The sequence below is a fragment of the Oxynema aestuarii AP17 genome (assembly GCF_012295525.1).
In the GTDB taxonomy this organism is placed as follows: Bacteria; Cyanobacteriota; Cyanobacteriia; order Cyanobacteriales; family Laspinemataceae; genus Oxynema; species Oxynema aestuarii.
In genome coordinates this window covers 5,698,579-5,722,186 of sequence record NZ_CP051167.1, presented here as the reverse complement: position 1 = coordinate 5,722,186, position 23,608 = coordinate 5,698,579, and the positions used below count along the sequence as shown (strand labels likewise).

General features: G+C 49.3%; 21 protein-coding genes and 1 tRNA gene. 11 read left to right on the top strand and 11 right to left on the bottom strand.

Going from position 1 to position 23,608, the window contains the following annotated elements:
* Positions 1 to 89: 89 nt before the first annotated feature.
* Positions 90 to 425, top strand: coding sequence for a DUF760 domain-containing protein (locus HCG48_RS22860; RefSeq protein WP_210437113.1), 336 nt, complete (start codon positions 90 to 92; stop codon positions 423 to 425).
* Positions 426 to 573: 148 nt separating this feature from the next.
* Here HCG48_RS22860 and HCG48_RS22855 read toward each other — a convergent pair whose 3' ends face one another.
* The 6 genes from HCG48_RS22855 to dnaN form a co-directional block, all read right to left on the bottom strand.
* A complete protein-coding gene (locus tag HCG48_RS22855; RefSeq protein ID WP_168571236.1) occupies positions 574 to 1,902 on the bottom strand; it encodes a thioredoxin domain-containing protein in 1,329 nt (442 codons plus the stop codon).
* A 43-nt stretch (positions 1,903 to 1,945) separates the two neighbouring features.
* Positions 1,946 to 2,353, bottom strand: coding sequence for a hypothetical protein (locus HCG48_RS25600; protein ID WP_200669099.1), 408 nt, complete (start codon positions 2,351 to 2,353; stop codon positions 1,946 to 1,948).
* Between the two features lie 228 nt (positions 2,354 to 2,581).
* Positions 2,582 to 4,255 (bottom strand): TolC family protein, encoded by a 1,674-nt coding sequence (locus HCG48_RS22845; protein WP_168571235.1) that lies wholly within the window; start codon positions 4,253 to 4,255, stop codon positions 2,582 to 2,584.
* A gap of 36 nt (positions 4,256 to 4,291) precedes the next feature.
* Positions 4,292 to 5,467 carry an ABC transporter permease gene (locus HCG48_RS22840; RefSeq protein WP_168571234.1) on the bottom strand — a complete coding sequence of 392 codons (1,176 nt, stop codon included), beginning with the start codon at positions 5,465 to 5,467 and terminating at the stop codon, positions 4,292 to 4,294.
* 125 nt (positions 5,468 to 5,592) lie between these two features.
* Positions 5,593 to 7,227 (bottom strand): permuted SH3 domain-containing protein, encoded by a 1,635-nt coding sequence (locus HCG48_RS22835; RefSeq protein WP_168571233.1) that lies wholly within the window; start codon positions 7,225 to 7,227, stop codon positions 5,593 to 5,595.
* 32 nt (positions 7,228 to 7,259) lie between these two features.
* On the bottom strand, positions 7,260 to 8,450 hold the full coding sequence (dnaN, locus tag HCG48_RS22830) for a DNA polymerase III subunit beta (RefSeq protein WP_168571232.1): 1,191 nt from the start codon (positions 8,448 to 8,450) through the stop codon (positions 7,260 to 7,262).
* Between the two features lie 277 nt (positions 8,451 to 8,727).
* Here dnaN and HCG48_RS22825 point away from each other — a divergent pair, with 277 nt between their 5' ends.
* The 4 genes from HCG48_RS22825 to HCG48_RS22810 all read left to right on the top strand — a co-directional run bounded on the left by HCG48_RS22825 (position 8,728) and on the right by HCG48_RS22810 (position 13,154).
* The gene (locus HCG48_RS22825) at positions 8,728 to 9,735 is read left to right on the top strand and encodes a glutathione S-transferase family protein (protein ID WP_168571231.1); all 1,008 of its coding nucleotides are present in this window, start codon (positions 8,728 to 8,730) and stop codon (positions 9,733 to 9,735) included.
* Positions 9,736 to 9,738: 3 nt separating this feature from the next.
* Positions 9,739 to 10,650 carry an SPL family radical SAM protein gene (locus HCG48_RS22820; protein ID WP_168571230.1) on the top strand — a complete coding sequence of 304 codons (912 nt, stop codon included), beginning with the start codon at positions 9,739 to 9,741 and terminating at the stop codon, positions 10,648 to 10,650.
* Positions 10,643 to 11,968 (top strand): coiled-coil domain-containing protein, encoded by a 1,326-nt coding sequence (locus HCG48_RS22815; protein ID WP_168571229.1) that lies wholly within the window; start codon positions 10,643 to 10,645, stop codon positions 11,966 to 11,968. Before HCG48_RS22820 ends, HCG48_RS22815 begins: the two co-directional genes overlap by 8 nt.
* A gap of 178 nt (positions 11,969 to 12,146) precedes the next feature.
* Positions 12,147 to 13,154: a glycosyltransferase gene (locus HCG48_RS22810; RefSeq protein WP_168571228.1), complete on the top strand. Its 1,008-nt coding sequence runs from the start codon at positions 12,147 to 12,149 to the stop codon at positions 13,152 to 13,154.
* Positions 13,155 to 13,250: 96 nt separating this feature from the next.
* Here HCG48_RS22810 and HCG48_RS22805 read toward each other — a convergent pair whose 3' ends face one another.
* The gene (locus HCG48_RS22805; protein WP_168571227.1) at positions 13,251 to 13,409 is read right to left on the bottom strand and encodes a hypothetical protein; all 159 of its coding nucleotides are present in this window, start codon (positions 13,407 to 13,409) and stop codon (positions 13,251 to 13,253) included.
* Between the two features lie 373 nt (positions 13,410 to 13,782).
* Positions 13,783 to 14,019 (bottom strand): hypothetical protein, encoded by a 237-nt coding sequence (locus HCG48_RS22800; RefSeq protein WP_168571226.1) that lies wholly within the window; start codon positions 14,017 to 14,019, stop codon positions 13,783 to 13,785.
* 48 nt (positions 14,020 to 14,067) lie between these two features.
* Here HCG48_RS22800 and HCG48_RS22795 point away from each other — a divergent pair, with 48 nt between their 5' ends.
* The 4 genes from HCG48_RS22795 (at position 14,068) to HCG48_RS22780 (ending at position 17,825) form a co-directional block, all read left to right on the top strand.
* The gene (locus HCG48_RS22795) at positions 14,068 to 15,795 is read left to right on the top strand and encodes a glycoside hydrolase family 10-like protein (protein ID WP_168571225.1); all 1,728 of its coding nucleotides are present in this window, start codon (positions 14,068 to 14,070) and stop codon (positions 15,793 to 15,795) included.
* Between the two features lie 255 nt (positions 15,796 to 16,050).
* Positions 16,051 to 16,920: a class I SAM-dependent methyltransferase gene (locus HCG48_RS22790; RefSeq protein WP_168571224.1), complete on the top strand. Its 870-nt coding sequence runs from the start codon at positions 16,051 to 16,053 to the stop codon at positions 16,918 to 16,920.
* 16 nt (positions 16,921 to 16,936) lie between these two features.
* Positions 16,937 to 17,641 (top strand): HAD family hydrolase, encoded by a 705-nt coding sequence (locus HCG48_RS22785; RefSeq protein ID WP_168571223.1) that lies wholly within the window; start codon positions 16,937 to 16,939, stop codon positions 17,639 to 17,641.
* 111 nt (positions 17,642 to 17,752) lie between these two features.
* Positions 17,753 to 17,825: transfer RNA gene (locus tag HCG48_RS22780), tRNA-Ala, on the top strand.
* Between the two features lie 44 nt (positions 17,826 to 17,869).
* Here HCG48_RS22780 and HCG48_RS22775 read toward each other — a convergent pair.
* The 3 genes from HCG48_RS22775 to HCG48_RS22765 form a co-directional block, all read right to left on the bottom strand.
* Positions 17,870 to 18,805 (bottom strand): hypothetical protein, encoded by a 936-nt coding sequence (locus HCG48_RS22775; RefSeq protein ID WP_246259711.1) that lies wholly within the window; start codon positions 18,803 to 18,805, stop codon positions 17,870 to 17,872.
* A gap of 394 nt (positions 18,806 to 19,199) precedes the next feature.
* Positions 19,200 to 20,189 (bottom strand): arsenosugar biosynthesis radical SAM (seleno)protein ArsS, encoded by a 990-nt coding sequence (gene arsS, locus HCG48_RS22770; protein ID WP_168571222.1) that lies wholly within the window; start codon positions 20,187 to 20,189, stop codon positions 19,200 to 19,202.
* Positions 20,190 to 20,827: 638 nt separating this feature from the next.
* Positions 20,828 to 20,995, bottom strand: coding sequence for a hypothetical protein (locus tag HCG48_RS22765; protein ID WP_168571221.1), 168 nt, complete (start codon positions 20,993 to 20,995; stop codon positions 20,828 to 20,830).
* 18 nt (positions 20,996 to 21,013) lie between these two features.
* Between HCG48_RS22765 and HCG48_RS26955 the strand changes: the two genes are divergently transcribed.
* The gene (locus HCG48_RS26955; protein ID WP_375339348.1) at positions 21,014 to 21,199 is read left to right on the top strand and encodes a hypothetical protein; all 186 of its coding nucleotides are present in this window, start codon (positions 21,014 to 21,016) and stop codon (positions 21,197 to 21,199) included.
* A gap of 150 nt (positions 21,200 to 21,349) precedes the next feature.
* Positions 21,350 to 23,572: a caspase family protein gene (locus HCG48_RS22760; protein ID WP_168571220.1), complete on the top strand. Its 2,223-nt coding sequence runs from the start codon at positions 21,350 to 21,352 to the stop codon at positions 23,570 to 23,572.
* The last annotated feature ends 36 nt before the right edge of the window (positions 23,573 to 23,608 follow it).

Sequence of the window (23,608 nt, the reverse complement as noted above, 5' to 3'; positions counted from 1 at the left end):
CGGTTGCACTCCCTGTCAATCCAATCCCCAACCTTGTTAACTTAGAACGTAGAACGAGCTAGATTGATGTCATTTGAGAGGAGACGATCGTGAAAGAACCTATCTCTAACCGCCCCGACTTCTTCGATGGAGCTTCCGAAAGCAGCAACCTCCTTTGGAAATACGTTCAATCCCTCAATCCCGATACGATCGCCCAACTCTCGCAACCGAGTTCTTCCGCCGCACAGGTCATGGAACGCAATCTCAAAGGAATTTTGGGCGGTTTACCCGGCGATCGCTTTGATGTTTCCGTGACCACTAATCGCGACACTTTAGGTCAACTGCTCGCTTCCGCCATGATGAGTGGTTATTTCCTGCGCAATGCCGAACAACGGATGGCATTAGAACAGTCTTTACAGTTAACAGGTCATTCCGAAGAAAGTTAGTTTTTATGGGTGTTTAAGCATCCCATCTGTTGAGTAGCGATCGCCCGCAGCGAAGCTGACTCATCGAACCCGTTTCGAGATCGATCCAACCCCATCGCCACTCTAGGGGCAACTTGCCCCTGATTTTTTTGGTTAAATGTTCGACAGCTTATCGATCGATCGCGCGATCGCCGGGTTGAGGCGACAAGCCGCCATCGTCGATCGCGCTGTAAATATTTTCGGGGGCTAAACCCATCCACGGATCCGAATTAGGCGTGAGAAAGAGTTCCTCGTAAACGCGATCGTTGAGCGTTGAAACGCGGGTCGCGGTCGGGTCTCCCGTGAGAAACCATTGATGGATTTGCGAATGTAACAGGTACTCGTTGCGTACCGTATCGAGAGCCATCATCGCCTCGAACTGAGTTTGCACCGCTTCGAGTTGCTCCGGATCGTCGAAGGCCGGGTTTTTGTCCCGCATCAGAGCCAAGCTATTGACATCGAGGCGGGCCGTGTCGGCGCGATCGCGGGCAATTTGCTGCCAAAACTCTCTATTTGTAAGGGATTCGAGGGTTTGACGATTGCGTTCGATCGCCCCCAACTGTTCCAAAACCGGAAACTCGACCACCATTTTCGTCACCGCCAAGCGACCCGCAGTTTCTGCATCGGGTTCCCCCTCCGGAATCGGTTCCAAAGCTGGGGAGGGAGATCCGTTGAGAGCCGCCAGATCGCCTCGCCACTGTTGCTGTATCGTTTCGAGGCGATCGCGGTGGTATTCAGTGAGAACTCGTTCCCGTTCCGAGGCCGACAGTCGGGCAAATTGGCGCGCCATCGGCACGGCGCGATCGAGCCAAGTGAGAAAGGCTTGGGGACCGTAGAGACCGGGCAAGGCGTCGAGAGGTCGTCCCTCGGCATCGAGCAGGTAGTGAATGCTGTTGCCCGTGACGGTGCGCTTGAGGGTGCGCCCGTCGCCGAAATCCACGGTCACCGTGGGAACCGGGCGGACGGATTCCCAGTGGAGGATGACGCGATCGCGCAACCGTGAGGCAACGAGAGCGTTAGCGTAAACCGCGACCCGGAAAAAGCGACTGTTCGCACAACTGAGGTCTTCGTCTAAGTGACCGAGCAGGCGCAAGGATAAGATCGGCTTGCCACTGCGGCGCGCTGCCGCTTTCGCTCGTTCCCAATCCGTGTACCAGTACAGTTGTGAGGCGTAACAGTCCCGTTGCTGGCAGAGGCGATCGAGAACCCGGCGCCAACGGGCGATCGCCGCCTCGGAGGGATCGAGATCCGGGGGACGGCGATCGAGAAATGCTTGCAACCCCGCCGGACCGAGTTCGCGCAAGCGGGCGATCGCCCGTTCGGCTTCCTCACTTTCCGAAGACAGGCTTTGACGGACTAAGCCTTCCAGGGACTCGGCCCGCGTCGGTTGCTCCATTTCCGTCAACGTGAGAGCGAAGAAGAGAGCGGCGATCGGTGCGAACGGTAGTAATTTGACCATAACCGAGATCGACAATCATCATAAATTGCGGCTGGCCTCGATCTTAACCTCCCCGACCATTCGCTTTATTCGCCCGTACCGGAGGAGCTGCCGCCGCACCGTAATTGACCCGGCATCCGATATTAAACACGCTGGCGCCGCATTCCAAGGGGACGACTTCTCCTTTAAGCATGGCACTGCAACTGACATAACCGTCGTCATTGGTATCGCGCATCATGCATTCAATTGGCGTGGCGTTCGCGTGAGACGACCAAGAGCGCATCCCGAGTCCGGCGAGCCAATGGGGCCAGAAAAAGCCGACCAAAAATAAACTCAAAATAAGACCGCCGACCGTTCCCACAAGCAAGCCGACTCGAACGCGCCAGTCACTGAAAAAGTTTGACGAGTTGTTCCCTGGCGGGGTCGAGGTGGGCGAGGTTGCCGTTTGATTGTCCGATTGAGGTTGGTTCATCGTTGGTTAAATCCAAGCTTTTCTCGATTTTATCGCAGGCTCCATCGACCCGGCGATCGCCCCTCCCGAAATCCGGGCGTGCTATACTAAAAATAATTAATCTATTTACTTGTATCTTACTTAAGAGCTAAAGTTAGGGGGGCAGACATGCACTCCGAGGGAGAAAGTCGCCTAATCAATTCTCCGCCCGATCGTGAAAAAAGCTATAGATCCGATTCCTTTAATGTTTTAATCCAGTTTAGGAAACGCTTCAACGGTAATTTCCCACGTATCCAAGGTAATGCCAACCGTGCGATCGAGCTGGGTTAAAGCGTTGAGATAATTAATTTTAGCATTGAGTTCGGCATTGGTGGCCTCGACTAAATCTTCTTGGAAACGAACGATTTCGGCGATCGAGGAACGACCGAGTTTGAGGAGTTCTCGCTCGTTGGCTAACTTTTGGGCAGATAATTCTTTCGCTGTCCGTGCGAGTTCGACTTGACGACGCAATAAATTAACATCCCGGATGCGATCGCGCACTTCAATTTTAATCGTTTCGCGTAAATCTTCCAGCCGATTTTGCTCTTGTAAAATATTAACGCGACTTGTTTCTAGATCTCGTTGGAGCGTGCGATCGCCAAATTCTCGACTCAAATTTAGTCCAGCTCGCAAGTCATTGGTATCCTCCGTATCGGTTCGCAATCCACTGATATAACTGGCTTCTAAATCTAAATCCCAGCGTCGGTTATCTTCAGCCAGTAACAAATCAAATTCAGCAATTTCTAGCGCCAGTAAAGCTTGTAAAAAATCGGGACGGTTTTGATAAGCTAAATCGATTAACTCCTGCTCTTTTGGTAATTCTGCTTCTTCAATTTCGAGTTGTTCGATCGCCGTAATTTTAGTTTGTTGGTCGATATCGAGAATTTCAATTAAAGCGAGTTGGCGACTTTCGAGGTCATTTTCCGCTTCTAAAACGCGAACTTCTTGATTGGCAACATTGGTTTGACTTTGTACCATCTCAATTGGAGCGCGTCGTCCCGCTTCAATTAGCACGCGGTTAATTTCTAATAATTCTTTGGCACGCTGTAAAGAAAGCCGTTCAATTTCCACCTGCTCTTGAGCGCGGACGAGATTTCGGTAGGCAACGATCGCGTCACTAACAGTTTCGATTAATGTAGATTTTAAATCGAGAATATTGACCTGTTCCGAAAGTTTTGCAACTTCAATAGAAGCTATATTCACTTCTCTGCCAAATCCCCTTAAAAGGGGTTGACTGAAGCGCAATTCAATGTTTTGTTGCAGACCCGTTTCATCGTCGATCGCCGCTTCACTATTATTTTGAGCGATGCCGCTTGTTTCCCATTCGGCGATAATTTCAGCCCCGGTGGGTAAGGCAATGGAAACGATCGCGCCGAACCCCAATTGCGCGGTATTTGTAGTTAAGCTTCCCAAATCACTACTGCCTACAGAAAGAGAAGCTTCTGGGGTGATATTAGGAGAAAATTTATCGAGTTCGACGGCTAAATTTTCGCGATCGGCGATGCGTTGGAGATAGGCATTTTTAATATTGCGGTTGTTTTGTACGGCTAAAATTACAATATCGGCTAAGGTTAGGGCGATCGCCCGATCGTCTTCGTTAAAATAGGGAAGCGATCGCTGTTCGGATTCGTCGATACGGCTATTGTTTTCAAGATCGCGATTTGCAAAAAGATAATTGTTTGTAATTTCAAATCTGCGATTATGTTTTACTTCAGGAAATCTATAAATCACCGACTGTTTGACCATATTTAATGTTGTTTGTCGATCGCGTGGTTGGGGAGCTGCTTGAGCAAAATCCCCCCATTCGCCACTGTTGACAATGCCGATAACAGCGATCGCGCCACCTATTGCTCTGGCAATGAATAAATCTTCTCGCAACACCACAAATACCCATTATAATTAGCTTATTTTTATCCTTTTTTAACCCAAGCGTAAAGCTTTAACAGGATCGAGTTGACTTGCTTTCAATGCGGGTAAAAATCCGGCACCGACACCGACCAAGACTGCCGATCCTAATGCGATCGCCGCCGTTTTTTCCTCGAAATTATACGGTAAATCGAAAGTTTTGGCGACCACAACAGTTAAACTATGGACACTAGCGATCGCCAGCGTTCCACCGAGTAAACTCAATAAAGCGGCTTCTAAAATAAATTGCAACATAATATCGCGTTGGGTCGCGCCTAAAGCGCGCCGCAAGCCAATTTCCGGCGTCCTTTCGATGGTCGAGGCGATCGTGATATTCGCGATACCGACCCCTCCGACTAATAACGCAATTCCACCGACAGCTAACAAAGCGCGCGATGTCATTTCTAAGGTTTTTTTCTGTTCTAAAATATCTTCGGCATTGTTCCACGCATAAAATTCGCCGCCAGGGAAGCGTTGAAGTAACAATTTTTCCGTTTGTTCTTCAATCGATTCCATATCTTCTAAGTGAGAAGGACGGATTTGAATGCCGCCAATGTTGCGCCGTCCTGTCAGTGCCGTTCGTAAAGAGAGGGGTACGAAAATTTCACCTTTCGGTTCGTCGTCTTGGTAGCGTAACTTAGTTTCGACAACCCCAATAATAATATACGGTTTTCCTCCGATATAAAGTCGTTTGCCGATCGGATTTTCATGCTCGAAAAACTGACCGCGTAAAAAGTCATCGATCGCGACGACTGGGCGAAAACTGCTAAAATCTTCATTATTAAAAAAACGACCTTGCAAAACTTGCCGTCCGGAGGTCAGTAAGTAATCTTCCGAAACCGCTTCGACAAACATTTCTTCGGAACGGTCTTGATAGACGACATAATCGTAAGCAAATCCGGCGGAAGTCGAAATCGCTTTTAAACCGATTAGGCGTTGTTTTAAAAATTCCATATCTTCCAAACGCAAGCTGCGTCCGTCGCGCAACCAGATATAGGCATTAATTTGAGGGGCTTCGCGTTTGGAGAGTTGTTCGGCAATCACTCGTTCGGAAATACTGCCGACTTGTAAGGTAGCGTTGACGGCGGCAACCCCCATAAATACGCCCAAACTAGTTAAGGTAGAACGCACGAGGTTTCCGGTTAAAGATTTATAGGTTAAATTTAATAAGTCTAAGGTTTTTAAACTCATGAAGTTTTGGGGATTTTAGATGTTACATTTTAGATCTTAGAGTTTAGAGTGGAAGGCTAACGCTTCGGATTTAACTCCTAAGTGCTCCTACATTCGGAAAATTTCTGGTTCTAAGCTGAAAGCCGTCAAGACATCAAAACTTCGTCTATCTTTTGCCTTTTGCGTTTTGCCTTTTGCCTTTTACTCTTTATGTTTGGCCGTTCGATCGCCGACTCTTGACCTTGTTCGTCTTCTTCAATCACTGGAATTCCCGGTTGTAGGGGGACATCTACGGGAGGTAAAATCACCCGATCGCCCGGTTTTAAGCCTTCGGTGACTTCGACTTCGACAATCCCTTCCAGTCCGAGGGCGATCGCTTGTTTTTGGGCGGTTCCGTCATCGGCGCGCACCCAAACATAGGGCTCTCGGTCGTCGCGCTGAATCGCTTCCATTTGTAAAACGACGACCTCTTCACGACGTTGTAAAATAATCTCGACGCTGACTTGACTCCCGGGAATGAGAAAATTGCTGGGGCGATCGAGTTCGACGATGGCGGCGATCGTGGCTTGACCGGACTGACGACCGGAGGAGTCCGTGGCGGAGGTACTGGCGAGGGGGGACAAGCTGCGAACGCGACCCTCAAAAGTTTTCGGATTGGGTCCGATGAGGCTGACGCGCGCGGCTTGGTTGACTTCAACTTGTTTGGCGTTGAGGGTAGACAGTTGCAGTTTGACCACTTCGCGACTGGGGTCGCCGAGGACGAGTAAATCTTTGCCGCGTTCGACGCCATCGCCGGGTTTAACGAACAGGTCGAGGACGGTACCGAAGATGGGGGAAGTGACGATATTCGCTTGTAGTTCTTTGGCGAGTCGTTGGCGTTCGAGTTCGAGATTTTCGAGTTCGATGTCGGCAGTGCGAACCTCATTCTCAACGTTGGCGAGGGTTGCTTGAGCTTCGCGTAGGGCCGATCGCGCCTGCCGGATTTCGCTCTCTTGTTGGGCGAGTTTGTCTTGTCGTTCTTGCTGGAGACGTTGGCGATCGAGTTGCAGATTTTTCAACTCTAATTGGGCGATCGCAAAGTCCAATTCAGCCTCGCGCAATTGGTCTTGACCATTACGAATTTCATCTTGGGCGGCGCGCAATTCGTTGCTGGGAATATAGCCTTTTTCGACGAGGGCTTCGACTTCTTCGAGTTCTTGGCGCGCCGCGTCGAGTTGTCCCTGGGCCGTTTCGATTTTTGCCTGGGTATTGGCGACGGTCAGTTGTTGTTTTTCAATTTCGAGGGCTTTGGCTTCCAGTTGAATTTGCTCGCTACGGGTCGTTTGGGCGATTTTAGCGGCGAGGTCAGTTTCGGCAGCCTCCACCGCCAGACGGGCGTTTTGGAGGCGATCGCGGTGGTAAGCGAGGGTCAGTTCTTGCTGGCGGATTTTCAGTTGGTGTTCGTTAAGCCCCAACTGTTGCTGGGAATCGCGCAAGCGCAGCAGTTCGCTACCGAGATCGACGCGATCGCCGACCTCCACCCAGAGGGTGTCTACCGTCGCATCCGTGGGCGATTTGAGGGTTTGTTGGTTGCCAAATTCGACAATTCCACTCTCGTCAATTTTTTTCTCGATGGTCCCGAGCTCCACATCGATCGCCCGCACCGCGATCGCCTGCGATCGAGCGCCGAAATTGCTCGCATACAGCCACCAACCCCCACCGCAAACCAGGGTCAGCACCCCCGATGCGACGACCCATCTGACTCCCCCTCTTAACTTTTTTTTAGCTAGCTGCACATCCATTCTGAAAGACTGACCCCCACGGCGGCACTCTGTCAAGAGCGCAACTGTACGGGCATTAATAAATGAGTCATTTTCGTTCCCCCTAACGGCGTCAGGACGACCGGAGAAGTCGCCGTATTCAATTTGACTTGAACTTCCTGGGACCCGAGATTTTTTAACGATTCCATTGCATATTTAACATTAAATGCAATGTCCAAACTCTCCCCAGAAATCTGAGCGTCGAGAGCTTCTTCCCCACTGCCGACATCCGCCGCTTCCACAGACAAGCGTAATTTCTGCCCTTCGCTATCGATCGAGAATTTGACGATATTATTTTTTTTATCCGCCAAAATCGAGATCCGTTCTAACGCCGAGAGCAATTTACGCCGTTCTACGGTAATTTGGCGCTCGAAAGACCGGGGAATCAACTGTCCGTAATTGGGATATTGACCTTCGAGAGTGCGACTCGTCAGCCGTTGGTTCGACAACTCGAAGGCAATTTGACCGGGATCCAACGACAGGGCGATCGCCTCTCCTTTACCCCCCATCGCCGCCATCCGTTCCAGTTCGCGCAACGCCCGGGCCGGAATCGTCATTTCAAAAAATTCTCGCGGTTCCGACGGTTTGGGCGCCTCTTCTTCCCCCTCCGCTTCCGGATGGCTCGCCGTTTCCGTCACCGCCAAACGATGGCCGTCCGTCGCCGCAAACTCGAACGTTTCCGGGTGAACCTTAACATGAACTCCCGTGAGAATTTGCTTCGTTTCGTCGCCACTGGTCGCGAACAGCGAACCGCGCAATCCTTCCATGAGAACGTCAATAGCGATTTCGAGGCTTTGTCCCTCTTGAATCGTCGGTAACGACGGAAATTCATCCGCACTCATCCCCCGGACTTGATAGCGTCCCGTCGCACAGGTTAGGGTGGCGATCGCCGCACTCTCCGATGACGTTTCTGCCGTGTCTTTCGCTTCGTCATCGAACAAAATTTCTCCCTCCGGCAAGCGGGATACAATATCGTTAAAGAGTTTTGCCGGAAGGGCGATCGTCCCTTCGGTTTCCACCTGAGCCTCAAACGTGGTCTTGATACCCAAGCTTAAATCAAACGCCGTCAAACTGACTTCCTGCTTCTCTTCGTCCGCACTTAACAGCACGTTCGCCAGTACCGGATGCGTCGGTCGAGACGGTACCGCCCGGCTCACCAATGACAGATTAGTTCCTAGGTCGCTTTGCTTGCAAACGAATTTCATAGATGTATTACGATTTGGCGTGAAATGGTCGAACTGAGCAGCACTAACGCGGCAAAATTTGCTCGGAAGGCAATCGTACCATTTTTGAAGGCAGCCGTTGAGAACTCAGCAGGCCAAAGACGGGCGGGAGATCCAGGGTTGGCATCATCCTTAGTTTACCCCTGGCTCGGACATCGAGATAACTTTCACTCCAGACACCAGTCCCTGAAAACGCAAAGGTTACCCTCTCTATCTAAACTCTAAAATCTAAACTCTAAACTCTAAAATCCTAAAACCCATGCTGTTCGCCCTTCCCCCCACCCCTATTATCCGACTCGGAAAATTTGTCTGGACGACCCTCTGGCAAACCATGATGTCTAATATGGCGCCGTCGGATAAATCCGGGGCTTACATCCGTCCGCAAAGTCAATTCCGAAAAACTATTGGCACCGAACCGGACAATCCCCATCCTCCCGCCGAAGGACGTTATCAATTATTCGTGGGAATGGGATGTCCTTGGGCTCATCGAACCCTAGTCGTTCGCGCTTTAAAAGGGTTAGAGAATGCGATTTCTGTCGGTCTGGTCGTTCCTTCCCCTAACGATGGCATGTGGGTGTTTGAAACTCCCCAGGAAGGTTGCCAAAGCTTGCCCGAACTCTATCGGTTAGCGAAACCGGGATACGACGGCAGATCGACGGTTCCGGTCTTATGGGACAAGCAAAAACGGGCGATCGTCAATAACGAAAGTTCGGAAATTATCGTGATGCTCAATGCCGAATTTAACCACTTTGCAAAGCATCCCGAACTAGATCTGTATCCGTCGGAATTAAAAACCGAAATCGATCGCTGGAACGAGCAGATTTATGATGCGGTGAATAATGGAGTTTATCGCTGCGGTTTTGCCCAAACTCAAATCGCTTACGATCGCGCCTGCGAGGAACTGTTTTCGATGCTCGACCGGATCGATCGCACTTTGGAAGAACGGCGATATTTATGCGGCGATCGCCTCACTTTAGCCGACGTGCGTCTATTTACAACTTTATTCCGTTTTGATATTGTCTACTATAGCTTATTTAAATGCAATCGCCGCCGCATCCAAGATTATCTTCATCTCGGATCGTATTTACGCGATTTATATCAACTTCCAGGGGTTGCCGAGACCTGCGATCTAGAGCAAGTCAAACGGGACTATTACGGTAATTTATTTCCTCTCAATCCCGGCGGGATTATTCCCTCCGGACCGGACATCACCCAACTGCACCACCCTCACGATCGCGATCGCTTCGGAACTGCAACAGGAGGATAAGTGATGGTTCACGATCGGAATCTTTCAACCCATTCTGATGACCCTCAAGAAGAAAAATTAGGAAATACAACCATTCGATCTATAGAAGCCAAATCTATACTCAACAAAGCGAGTGGATTTATCAAAGCTTATGACTTTACTTTAAATCCTTATAAAGGCTGTCAGTATGGTTGTACTTACTGTTATGCTGCCGCCTTTAGCCCTAATTCAAAAATGCGGGAAAATTGGGGAAATTGGGCGATGGTTAAAAAAAATGCCGCCACTCTTTTAGAAAAAGAATTACAAAAATGGGCAAATAACCATCCCGAACGCCCGCCCAGTATCTATATGAGTACGGTAACCGATCCTTACCAACCTATTGAAACCAAAAAGAAATTGACGCGAAGTTTGTTGGAAATCATGATTAAATACCAGCCGACTTTAGTCATTCAAACCCGTACCCCCATGATCGTTCGCGATCTCGATCTCCTCCGGAAGTTTAAACGGATTCGGATTAATATGAGTATTCCAACGGGAAGCGAAAGAGTGAGAAGGGATTTTGAAGGACGTTCGCCCAGTATTAAAGCTAGACTGCGCGCGATCGGTTTTTTAAAACATAATATTCCGTGCAATGAAGAATATGATAGTCGTTTCTCCGTAACGATTACTCCCTTATTGCCTACTTTTCCAGAAGATCGAAACCAGTTCATACATCAGCTTCAAACAGTAGATCGTGTGGTGATTCAACCCTTTCACCAATTTAGTGAGCGATCGCTCGTTGCGGGAACCCGTCAACAAGCGCTAGATATCATTGACAAGTATCAATGGTGGTATAATGAAGAGGCCATGCATTATCACAGCTTTAAGGAAAAGCTCAAATCTCTCTTATCTGATGTAGAAGTATTTGAGGGCGCCTCTGGATTTGGCTATGATTGAACTGATTAAAAACTGGTGGAATTCCCTGTATGTGATTACCGCACTCAATAATAACAACTTCGATCTTGCCGAACGACGATTAGCCAAGCTCAAGATCCAGAAGAGTCCGATATCGGGAATTGCCAAATTACTTAACAAAAAGAAACAAGCTGAAACCGAGTTAGAAGATGCCAAACAAGAAATTAAAAAACTTAAACAAGAAGTTATCGAATTTCGTCAAAAGGTTAATTTTTTAGAACTCGAACAGCTTTTTGACAATACGGATGCTCGTGGACTTTTAACCCCAGACTCTAATTTAATTGATTTTATTACCAATAGTTTTCATGTGGTCGAACACGATCGCGCAAAATTGCAAGTAACGGGAATCGATCGAACAGTTTTCGATCGATTTGAACATGAGTTGTCTTTGTTTTTAACCGAAGCATTTAAGAAAAATTCGACTCCCAAGAAACGTGAAGAGATTCAAAAAGCGATCGAAGATCTGGAAAAGCTTAAAAAGGGAATCGATCCCGAATACGCATTTAATTTCACTCCTGATGTCTATTTGCTGAAATATTTTGCAGAAAATGTTTACTGTAACTATTTAGTATGGTTTTTGATTTATCAAGCTGGACTGTTACCCACTAATTTTAATGTTCTCGATCTGGCTGCCGGACCGGGTACAGTAGCTTATGGGTTGGCGTTATTCTTACAAAGCAGTCATCAATTTTTGCAAAATCCACTATTTCATATTTCTTATTATTCTTTAGAAGCTCAAGCTAACTTACAATATCGGGGTTTCCAGTTTTGGCGGCGTTATCTCGAATCTCATCCTCAACCTCCCAATACTTATTTCCGCTTCGATACTGCCAATATTTTCGATTACGAAAATTTTTTAGAAAAACTCCCACGAGACTTTTTTGACTTTGTTTTTATTTCCCATTGTTTTTTCAGCGATCTTCAATCTAGAGAAAGATCCTATAAAGCTTATAGTAAAATAATTGAAAATTGCTTAAAAAGTAATGGTAAAGTCGTGTTGGTTATTCAAAAAAGTAAATTATTTAAATCTCAAAATTTCATTGTAAATCAAAATAAAGATATAAAAAAAGAACAAACACTTATCGTTGAATTTCTAGAAAATTTAGGTCTTCGTCTTGAATGGTATAAATATTTAACGTCAACAGGTAGCCGAACTAAAATAAAAAATTTTTACAATTTTGCATCCAATCATCTCCCCCTGCAAACTTATCTTAATCCCCTAAAAACTAAATATTTAAACCTTGCTTATAATTCACACTATACCCTTGACGATTATGTAATTTTCGCAAAGCGAATATAGTTATTGCAACTGGTTCTATATCCTTTTTTATCATAAGTAAATCTACTTAATTTGTCATTCCCATGGGAACGGAAATCCACTAAAATAGCGATGAATTTCGCCAAACTGAGAATTGCTATATTCAATTAAATGTAAACTACTTTAGTTGGACTAACCCCAAAAAAGTCTGTAAAAAACTGTGAGAAAACTCTATTTTTTAGTACCCGGAACTACTGGTCAATTTGCCTGCGGTGGGTTGTGGGCAGAATTAAAAACCTTTAATCTCGCCAAACATATTTGTCCGGCGGAAATTGTTACTTATCGACAGCGAGAAAAAGACCGTATTTTTTTGGACGATCTTTTAAAAGATCCGAGTTTAACCGATATCAAAAATAAGATTATTTTTGTCATGAGTTGGGGCTTCGATGTTGCCAAACTGGCCGATCGCCTCCGAGGATATCCCGTCATTTATCACGCTCATAGTGCCGGGTATGGCTTCCACATTCCCGCTCATATTCCTATTATTACAGTTAGCCGCAATACCATGGGATATTGGGGACAAAAAGCACCCCATAATTTAATTTATTATTTACCCAATCAAATCGGCGATGAATTTAAAAATTTTAACTGCGATCGCGATATCGATGTCTTAGTACAGGCGCGTAAATCTTCCGATTATTTGCTCGATCGATTAGTTCCAGCTTTGCAAAAACAATGTCATGTTTTTGTGGTGAATTCCTACATTGAAGATTTGCCGGGATTGTTCAATCGCGCTAAAATTTATCTTTACGATTCCGCTCAATATTGGGCATTACAAGGGGTCAGCGAGGGATTTGGATTGCAACCCTTGGAGGCGATCGCCTGTGGCTGTTATGTTTTCTCCAGCATTAATGGTGGGCTTTCGGATTATCTCGATCCGGGATTTAACAGTTATAAAATTGCCGGATATTCTCCAGATTACGACATTCAAAGAATTTTAAGGGTGTTGGAAAAGCCCGATCCCAACTTATTCGATGAATCTTTACTCGCCGAATACCGCACGGATAATATTCTTAATCGCTTGCGAGTAATTTTGGAAGAAATTAACGAGTTTTTTGATAGTCGTCACCAGTGGAGTTCCACCATTCCCGAATTGACCCGATGGCGAATGATGAAACTCTGGGGACGGGGGATAGTCGATAAGTTGCGAAAAAAGTTAAGTCGATAAATAAGGGCGATCGCCTCATGAAAAGATCGCCCTATGATTTAAGCATTAAATTTGAGAAGTGGGCGATCGCCGATCGCCCACTTCATCGTTTAAACTTTAGTCGATATAACCCATTAAATCTTTTTCCGCATCTTGATTGTTGTTGGAACCCACAGGGCGGGGACGTGGAGTACGATTACTCAAGCGCGTCATTTGACTGGCAGGTTGATTCGGATCTCGATCTTTGGGATTTTTGTCGGTATTATGGTCGGCCATTGATTGAACTCCTGTATCGCGATCGCTATTGCCATTAAAATTATGTTGTCGATCGCCTGTCGAATTTATTATCAAAACTATCTAAATTATCATTATAAAACACGATCGCCACTCCCTAAGACGCAATCGCAATCCCCGGGGCGATCGGCGGATCGCAAGTTAGCTAAAATGTCAAAAGATCGGGTCAACCTCCATCGATGGCGTTCGAGCAACATCGGGCATTTGAGCGGGAATGGCGATCGCCGAAAAGCACGGCCTACAAGCGATTCGGCCTTGATTTAGCTCCTGAATCGATCCGGCGCAACCCCATCCTCGAACGGGAAACCCCCCAAAGAAGCCCTCTTGCTGCAACAACTGGACTCGTCTTTGTGATTCAATCCTCCACCGATCCCGATTTGGTTCGCTGCCAAATTCCCTTTAAACTATCGGGATGGTGAGGGCGATCGCCTGTATTTTCCATCGATACCCCATTTTCCCTCTTGCCACTCCCCACCCGCTTCGGACTCCCTTTCCCTCCCAAACGATTTTTCCCGAAAACGATATTTCCCGTCCCAAAGTGGGTTAACTTATGTAACGATTGCCGATTTTCAATATGGGGTACACCGCTCAATCAAGGTTTATGAAATTGATGCGATCGAACTTGAAAAATTCCAAATCTATGCGACTTACCCGCTTATTTAGGGTCATATTCCGGCTTTTCCAACAACTTTGGTCGATTTACCAGCACTCCTTACAAACGGTCTTCCGGAAACGACCCAGTTTCGCCGCCCAATTTGCGATTTGGGGCTGCTTGCTGTTACTCGCAACCAGCGCCACTCGCGCTTTCGCTTACGAACCGACCGCCTCAGTCCCGTTTACCCCAGAAACGGCAACAGAAACCACAACCCAAATCGCGAGACCGAATCCCGCTTCCGTACCTCTTCCCGCACCCCCGCCGATGGAGCAACCCGAGGAACCTGTCGTTACCCCCGCACCCGCCCCCGCCGCCCAGTTCCTGCCCAAAATTGGGGTCAATCATCAACACGAGTTTCGCGGGGCTTGGGTCGCCTCGGTGGTCAATATCGACTGGCCCTCGCGGTCCGATTTGTCGGTCAGCCAACAACAGGCGGAATTAATCAACATCCTCGACCGGATGCAAGAACTCAATCTCAACGCCTTGATCTTGCAAATCCGACCGAATGGGGACGCCCTTTACGCTTCCGAAATCGAGCCGTGGAGTGGTTGGCTGACGGGAACTCAAGGGAAAGCGCCGAACCCGTATTACGATCCTCTGGAATTTGCGATCGCCGAAAGCCACAAACGCAACATCGAACTGCACGCCTGGTTTAACCCCTACCGCGCCAAAATGGGCGGGGAAAAATATCCCTACGGCCCCAACCACATGGCGGCCCAATACCCGCAATACGCCTATCAATACGGCGATCTGATCTGGATGGACCCCGGCGCCAAACCCGTACAAGACCGGGTTTACAACGTGATTATGGACGTGGTGCGCCGCTACGACGTGGACGGTATCCACCTCGACGATTATTTCTATCCCTATCCCAAAGAAGGGATTCAATTCCCCGATTCGCAAACTTATAACGCTTACCGACAAGCAGGCGGAACCCTCTCCGTGTCGGACTGGCGGCGGCAAAATGTCAACCAGGTCATCGAACGCATCTGGAAAGGTATCAAAACCGAGAAACCCTCGGTGAAATTCGGGATCAGCCCCTTCGGGATTTACCGTCCCGGAAAAGCCCCCGGCATTGTGGGGATGGACCAGTACGAAGCAATTTATGCGGATGTCAAACTGTGGCTGGAAAAAGGCTGGGTGGACTACCTCGCCCCTCAACTGTACTGGCGCATCGATCCGCCCCAACAAAGTTATCCGGTTTTATTACAGTGGTGGAGCGATCACAACCCCTTCCGCCGCCATATTTACGCCGGAAATTATCTGAGTAAACTCGATGGGAGCTCTTGGCCGATTTCCGAGTTCGAGCGTCAGGTGGAAATCTCCCGCGCGGGTGCGGATAAGCTCTCTCTGGGGAATATTTTCTTTAGCATGAAGGTGTTTAAGGAAAATCGCCTCGGCGTTAACGATCGCTTCCGCAGCCAGCTCTACACGACTCCCGCCCTGGCCCCGACTATGCCTTGGTTGGATGCTACGCCCCCTCAAAGTCCGACGGGGGTCAGCCTCAACGGTCGTAACTTGACCTGGAATCGGGATAGTTCCAACGAGGTGCGTTCGTGGACGCTTTACCAACAGGTGGGCAATAACTGGCAACTGAAACAGATTTTTAACGCCCAAACGACGAGCGCTAATTTAGCCCCGGGAACTTATGCCCTCTGTGCGGCAGACCGCCTCGCCAATGAGAGTGCTGGAGTTGTGGTCTCGGTTCGTTAACGGCGTCCGTCCCTATTGAAAATCGATCTTGCATCTTTGAGGTAGGCTCTGCGCCTACCTTTTTTGATGGTCGATCTGGGGTCGATCTCTTCCCGATCGCCCCAACTTGCAATAAATTTCGTTAACTTTCGCTAAGTTTATTAAAATTGTGATAGAAGCTGACCGATCTGACGGGCGATCGCCCGGACGGCTTGGCAGTCGGCCACCAGATTTTTTCCCATAACTTGCACCTTTAAAATTGGAGACTCGATCTCGATGTCCGAGAAAAAAACAATTTTTGAACAGTTTCTCGCCCCGATTAGCGGCTGGTTTGTCGATTGGGATAAAGTGCGCGAGTTGAACAGTAGTATCCATTGGGAGAGCGAAACCGATCGCCTCCGCCAGCCCAACTTGACCTATCCGGCGTACTACCAGCGTCAAAACTTCCACGGGATTGAAGGCGGTTACCTCAATGCCTCCGCCGCGACCTCTTACGACCCGATTACTCGATACGCCTTACCCCCTAACGAAACTTGGGTCAGAGAAAGCGTTATCCACTCGATCCGCGCCCGTCCGCGACGAATTCTCGATCTCGGCTGCGGGACGGGTTCGACGACGCTGATGCTGAAACAAGCATTTCCAGACGCGGAGGTGGTGGGGTTAGATCTGTCGCCCTACATGCTGGTGATGGGCGATCGCAAGGCGCGCGAAGCGGGAGTCGAAATCGCCTGGGTTCACGCTAAAGCGGAAGCGACGGGATTTGATGACGAATCCTTCGACGTGGTCGCGGCATCGTTGCTGTTTCACGAAACCCCGGAGGCGATCGCCCGCGCGATCCTCAAGGAAAGTTATCGCCTCTTGCGCGTCGGCGGCGAGGTGCTGATTCTCGACGGTCATCAGCACACCCTACGGGACAATCCCTGGATGATGGACATTTTTGAAGAGCCGTATCTCCAAGAATACGCCCGAGGCAGTGTAGACGCCTGGATGGGGGCGGCAGGATTTGGCGCGGTGCAAACCGAACAGGTGTGGGGGTTGAACCAACTGACGCGCGGGGTCAAACCGATCGCCCCCGGGGAACCGACGGCGACGGAAGCGGAACCGGACCGAACCGAACCGACTTGGGCGAGTGCGCCGAGTTATTGAGCGAGAGGGTAAAGCGATGAGTATCAAAGCGGTTTTATTCGATTTCAACGGGGTGATTGTCGATGACGAACCTTTACACGAACAGTTAATCGGGGAGTTGCTGATCGAGGAGAATTTACGCCCCAAACCGGGGGAATTTCGCGAAATTTGCCTGGGACGGAGCGATCGCGCCTGCTTGCGAGAGCTGTTGATGTCGCGCGGTCGCTTCGTCACCGACGATTATTTAGACGAACTGGTGGCGCGCAAGGCGAAGGCGTATCACAAAGCGTTGGAGAAGATGGAGCAACTGCCAATTTTTCCCGGGGTGGCGGAGTTAATTTATCAGTTGCACGGCGCTCAATTGAAGTTGGCGATCGTGACCGGGGCGTTGCGTGCGGAAGTTGAGTTGGTTTTGCATCGAACGAATTTAGCGGAATATTTTTCGGCGATCGTCGCCGGAGATGACGTGACCACGAGCAAACCGCAACCGGACGGCTACCGACGGGCGATCGCCCGTCTGAATGATTGTTATCCGGACTTACACCTCAAACCGTCTCAATGTCTGGCGATCGAGGATACCCCCCCGGGGATCGAAGCGGCCAAACGCGCCGGAATTGCTGTGGTCGGCGTCGCCAATACTTACCCGTTTCACATGCTCCAGCGCCAAGCTAACTGGACTGTGGATTACTTGCGCGACCTCGAACTCGATCGCATCCAGCAAGTTTACGCCCCCGTCGCTTGAGAGACCGGGGAAGCCTCGATCTAGCAGCGATTTTAGGAATTTTGAAAAAATTTTCGGCCAGCCCTTTCAATTTTTCTAAAGCGTATGCTAGGATAGCAAAGGTTCGGCCACGGGGAATTAGCTCAGTTGGTAGAGCGCTGCGATCGCACCGCAGAGGTCAGGAGTTCGAATCTCCTATTCTCCATTTTTTTATTGTCCTAAATTAGGTTAGGATATTGACTCTCGTGCCTATTTGGCAATTTGCGATCGAACCGCCTCAATTTCCGCCATCTTCGCCTCAAACTGCGCCACCCGCGTTTTCAAAATCGGTTGCAGCGTCTGTTGCAGAAACTCGTTTTCGTTCGACTCCGTTCCGCCATTTGTCGCCGACGCCAGATGAAACAAGCCGCCGTTGTACCGGGGAACCTGTAACACTGCATCCCCGCGATCGACAATGTGAAACAGACTCAGGAGTTTATCGTACCATCCCGTCGCCGCCTGACTGAAGGTGGCGGCGCGATCGATGCGAGTCGCGATTTCCTGCGTCATCCCGATTAAACTATACTCGCGATACGCCTCCAACTGACTCGGAAGCAGGTTTTTCCCTTCCGCGTACAGCAAAAACAAGATTTTATACAGAAACGATAGCGTCGCCTCGTAAACTGCGCGAGGTCCCGGCGTCTCTCCCCGACGATACGCCGCCGCCACGAATCCCCCCGCTAAATCGGGAAACACGCGCTCGAAGACGAGTTTTTTCAATTCGGCTTCCACTTCCGTGGCGTAGGTGGTACTTTCTTCCCGCACGCGATCGAGAAAGGTTTTTCCATAGGCGTCTTTCACAAAGGCGTCGCGCCGGAAAAACAGCCAAAAATATTTAAATTTTTCTAATTGCTCCGGTTCGTCTTTTTCTGATTCGAGAATTTCCACCAAATCGATTTGATAGGATTCTTTCGCTTTTGAGGATCCTTGACGGTAATACAGTCGCCATTCCCGTCCGTTGGTCAAGACTCCCCAGTCAACGCCCGTCCCCGTTAGATAATTAACAATCTGAAACGATGGGTTGTCGTTTTTGAAGCGATCGCGCTTGTCGTTTTTAGAAACCTTACTCAGCGCACGTTCCCAATACTTTGCTTCTGCGATCGCCGTCACTTTATGGTAAAAAGCCGTTTCGTCTTCTCGAACCAAAAATGCTTCGTTTTTGAGATTTTCAGAAGCAAACAGCGCGTAATCTGGGCGTTCTGCGCTTCTGGAAGTTCTTGAATGCGGCGATCGAGGAAATGTTGAGAAAAGAGCGGTTTACTGGTTTTCGTCAGTTGAGATGCCATTCGATCGCCTCGCATTAAATCCAAATTAATTTGGATAATATAACAAACTTGCATAGCCGTGTTATCGGTTTTACAAAAATTGTAATGTAGAATGTTTTTGCAGATCGCGGGTAAGGTTTTCCTCAGAACTAAGGCGTTTGTTAAACCTTGGCGATCGGTTAATTGACCGCGTAGATCGTAGGCACCCAGCCACCCGGTTTCTATCCTTTCCCCTCAATCGGTCAGAAACCGGATGCTTTAATTGCGGTGCGGTCTCACACCAGCGACCCACCACAACTCGAACCGCAACCCGCCGTGCAGCCGTAGCAATAGGGAGCCGTTTGCACGCGATCGCTCGCCTCTAGCGTTCCCCATTCGAGCAGTTTGGCGATCGTGAGCGCTTCACCGCTTTTTGTGCGCGCTGGAAGTCCTTCCATTTGATTGAAATCGCAATCGTAAACATTACCGAGATAGTCGATGGAGAGTTCGTCGCGACACATCAAATTCTCGACAGTGGTGGGGTTAAAATTGGCTTCGAGAAATTCTAAATAAGGGCGCTTGAGACCGTGTTTTTCTAAGTGGAATTTCGTGCGTCCGATCGGTAAATTCGTAATCGTTAGTAAACGGTCGAACTCGATTTGAAAATTCTCCCTTAAATAGGTTTTGTAAGCGGTTTCTAAGGATTGTTGTTGTGGGGGTAAACTAAACTTATCCCGATCGGTAGGAACCGGGGGATTGTAAACTAAATCGAGGATTAAATTCGGGTCGCTGCCGTACCCCAATTGATTCAGCCATTGCAAAGCCCGAATGGAACCGTCATATACCCCCGAACCGCGCATTCGATCGACGTTATCTTCTAAATAGCACGGCAGCGAAGCGACGACGCGAACCTGATGACGAGCAAAATATTCGGGAAGGTCTTGATATCCCGGCTCAAAATAAATGGTTAAATTAGAACGGACGATGACTTCTTTATTCGTTTCCCGCGCAGCTTCGACTAAGGGTTTGAAACCATAATTCATTTCCGGCGCACCCCCGGTTAAATCGACGGTTTCAATCCCCTCGAAACGGCGGATTACTTCGATCAGTTGTTCGCAAACCTCCGGGGTCATTTCTTCGGTGCGCTTCGGTCCGGCTTCTACGTGGCAATGAGTGCAAGCGAGATTGCAACGTTTGCCTAAATTGATTTGCAATACTTTGATGGGGCGCTTGGTTAAGGGGGCTCCGAGTTTGGTTTGAAAGGGGGAGATCGAGGTCTGAATCATCGGCTGTACTGTTTGTGGGTGCAAGAAGGGCGATCGCGAGATCGCTCTTGTGATGTTATCTCAATTACAGGGAACTCGAATGAGTTTTGCCTGAGAAATCGCAAATCACCCGATATTTACCAAAATTGGGATGGGGCTGAGTTCGTTAATATAACATGCTACAATCGAAACTCAATCGTGCTGCACGACCTATGAATTGTCGAGAGCGATTTGGCACGATCGAAACTTTTTAGTTTTGTTACGGAAGCTCAACGTTTAAAGTCTGTGGCAGACAGAAATTATTCGGAACAGCGCAAGCGATCGCCCGTTCGCTGCCATGTTTCTGTTCGCAGAAGTCAAAGGGGTGAAATGGCGAATTGAAACTGAAGCTGAATTTTTTGACGCCTCAGCTCTTTTTCAACAGATCTATCAGAGGCTTGTCCGCTTTACTATGCCTCTTCTTTTCATTTTTATGAACTGCGGAATGTAAGTTGAAACGCTTCCGTTGGCTAAAGTTGTTAAGTCAGGCGTTTGTCTCTCTAAAGGTTATGTTTGTGGATGCTGTTGAAAGGGAGTTGCGTCATCGGTTGACTATGTTCAACATACCGTCGATCTATGATTATTTTTTTGAATTAAAATATCACCAACTTCGACAATTTTTAATAACCCTTGTGAACTTTCTTGCAGGCGATCGCATTGTGTATAAATCCATTCTGTTTCTGCTTGTCGCATTTCCTCCGACTGTTGACGGTATTTTCAGGGATCTCGTAATTCTCATCGGGAATAGCTGCCGCCCCTTGGCGCACCCAGTCGATCGCGGCGGCCATGGTTTATGTCAAAGATAAATATATCGAGATAAATATATCGACGGGCGGCGATCGCTCGCCGAGATCGTCGATCGGGTCGTCGAAGACATCCATAGCCAAGGGTCGCATTGGTTAACCCCCTTTCCCGAGGGAGATTTGGCCGTATTTCGCCGCTTTGAACTGGCGCTAGCCCTCAATCGTCTGCGATCCCTGAAAGTTCGTTGAATTCTGGGGCGATCGACGCTACGATTTCAGCATTACTCCCCTAAAATGGGGAAGCACGACGGTCGGATAGGGTTCGCGTACAGGTCGGCTCGATCGCCTTAAAATTGGGTTTGAGTCTTTCTATTTTTAAATACGAGTGGGGAAGCGACAATGACAACTCATGCAGGTATCTTTATTGGGATTAACGAATATAAATATTTACAGCCGTTAGGATACGCCAAGCAAGACGCGGAAGAACTGGCGCGATTTTTACTCCAAAATCGGGGCTTTGCAGGGGAACGCACCTTATTGGTGACCGACAGTTCCATCGAACTGCAAAGTAATTTGATTTATCCGATTCAAGCCAACCTCGGCGACGCGATCGAGGAATTTTGCGATCGCCAACTCCAATCCGACGATGTCTTGTGGTTCTTCTTTAGCGGTTACGGCGTCACTTGGCGCGGCGAAGACTACTTGATGCCTATTGACGGTAACCCCGACGATATCGGCGCGACGGGCATTTCGATGCGATCGCTCTACAATGCCTTTAACGCCTGTCCCACCGATAAAATTCTCGTCGTCCTCGATATGAATCGGGCGATGGGAACCAGTGCGGGGGAGGAAATCGGGCGATCGACGGCGGAATTTGCCCGAGAAATGCAAATTCCCACGATCCTCTCCTGTCAGCACGAACAATTTTCTCGGGAAACCGGGGCGCTACAACACGGGTTCTTTACCGCCGCTTTGCTCGAAGCATTACGATCCGGGGACGTGGACAACCTCGAAAGTCTCGATCGCCTCTTGTGCGATCGTCTCCCTCAATTATGCGAGCGTCACTGTCGCCCCCGTCAAGACCCCTTGACGATCGCCCATCCCCCGGAAAAACTGCAATTGGTGTTCCTCCCGCGCCAACTGGTGATGGCGGGGGCTATGAATGCAGGCGATCGCGAACTCGCCGCCATGGCAACCGGGATCCCCACGACGGCGTCACACTCGGGTTACGACGATGCAGACCTGCCGCCTCGTGAGGAGTTGGCGCCATCTGCCCCCACCCCCACCCAAACCGCCAGCAATACAAACCGTATTGAATTGCCTTATTTTGACCCGGAACGGGAACGGCGATCGCGCTGGGCCGATCCGAATATCGACAATACGGGTTATTCTCCCGTTGGCAATACCATCCAACCTCCTCCCGCCCCCCTCGACAGCGACGACGATGAGGAAAATCGCAGCAACAGCATAGCAGGTTGGCTATTTTGGGGCGGTTTAGTCGCTCTCGTCATTCTTTTAGGTCTGTTTTGGCCGGAATTAGTCAAAATGGTCAATTCCGAGGGGCAGGAGGAAACGCCAACCGAGCAAGTTACAGGTGACGGCGAACCCGTTCGGGCGATCGGAACGACGACGACGGGAACGGCTGGAAATACGGGAACGACTGGCAATAGCGAAACCCCTGCAACGGCTGGAACGAACACGACTGGGAATAATACCGAAGGCAATAACGGCGCCACTGCTGCTACTGGGAACAATAACGAAGGCAATAACGGTGCCACTGCTGCTACTGGGGAGAATAACGGCGCCACTGCTGCTACTGGGAACAATAACGAAGGCAATAACGGCGCCACTGCTGCTACTGGGGAGAATAACGGCGCTACTGCTGCTACTGGGAATAACAATGGCACCACTGCTGCTACGGGGAATAATAACGGTGCCACTGCTGCTACGGGGAATAACAATGGCACCACTGCTGCTACCCCTCAAACCCCAGCCCCGACTGGAAACCAAGACAATACAGCCACGGGTAGCCCTGGAGAAACGGAAGACCTCGATCGCGCGCTGGCACCGCTAGAACCCGCTCAGGCTCATCAATTCAGCTATGCGATCGCCGAAGCCCGCGACATACCAAAAGACGATCCGCGTTACGCCCAAGCGCAGAAAGATATCGATCGCTGGGGAGCGGTTATTCTCGATATTGCCATCAGTCGCGCCCAACAAGGCAACTACGAAGGCGCCGTCGCGGCGGGTAAATTAGTCCCGAAAGACCGCCCGCAATTACAAAAAGAAGTACAAGCCAGGATGCCTGAATGGGAGCGAGAGGCGCAAATTGCCGAGAAAAATCGGGAAATCTTGCAAGAAGCCCAATCTCTCGTCCGGCGGGGACAGGCATCGTCTTACAACCGCGCGATCGCCCTCGCTCGCCAAATTACGCCGGGACAGCCCCAATACGAGCAAGCGCGCACCTTAATCGAGCGCTGGAGCGATACGATCTTGCAAATTGCCCAATATCGCGCCAGTCGTCGCCGTTTCTCTACCGCCACTCAAGCCGCGCAGCTCGTTCCCCAAGATACCGCCGCTTATCCGGCGGCGAAGGAACTGCTCGAACGCTTGGATCGATAGACCCTCCGTGGGGCGGGCATCTTGCCCGCCGCCACC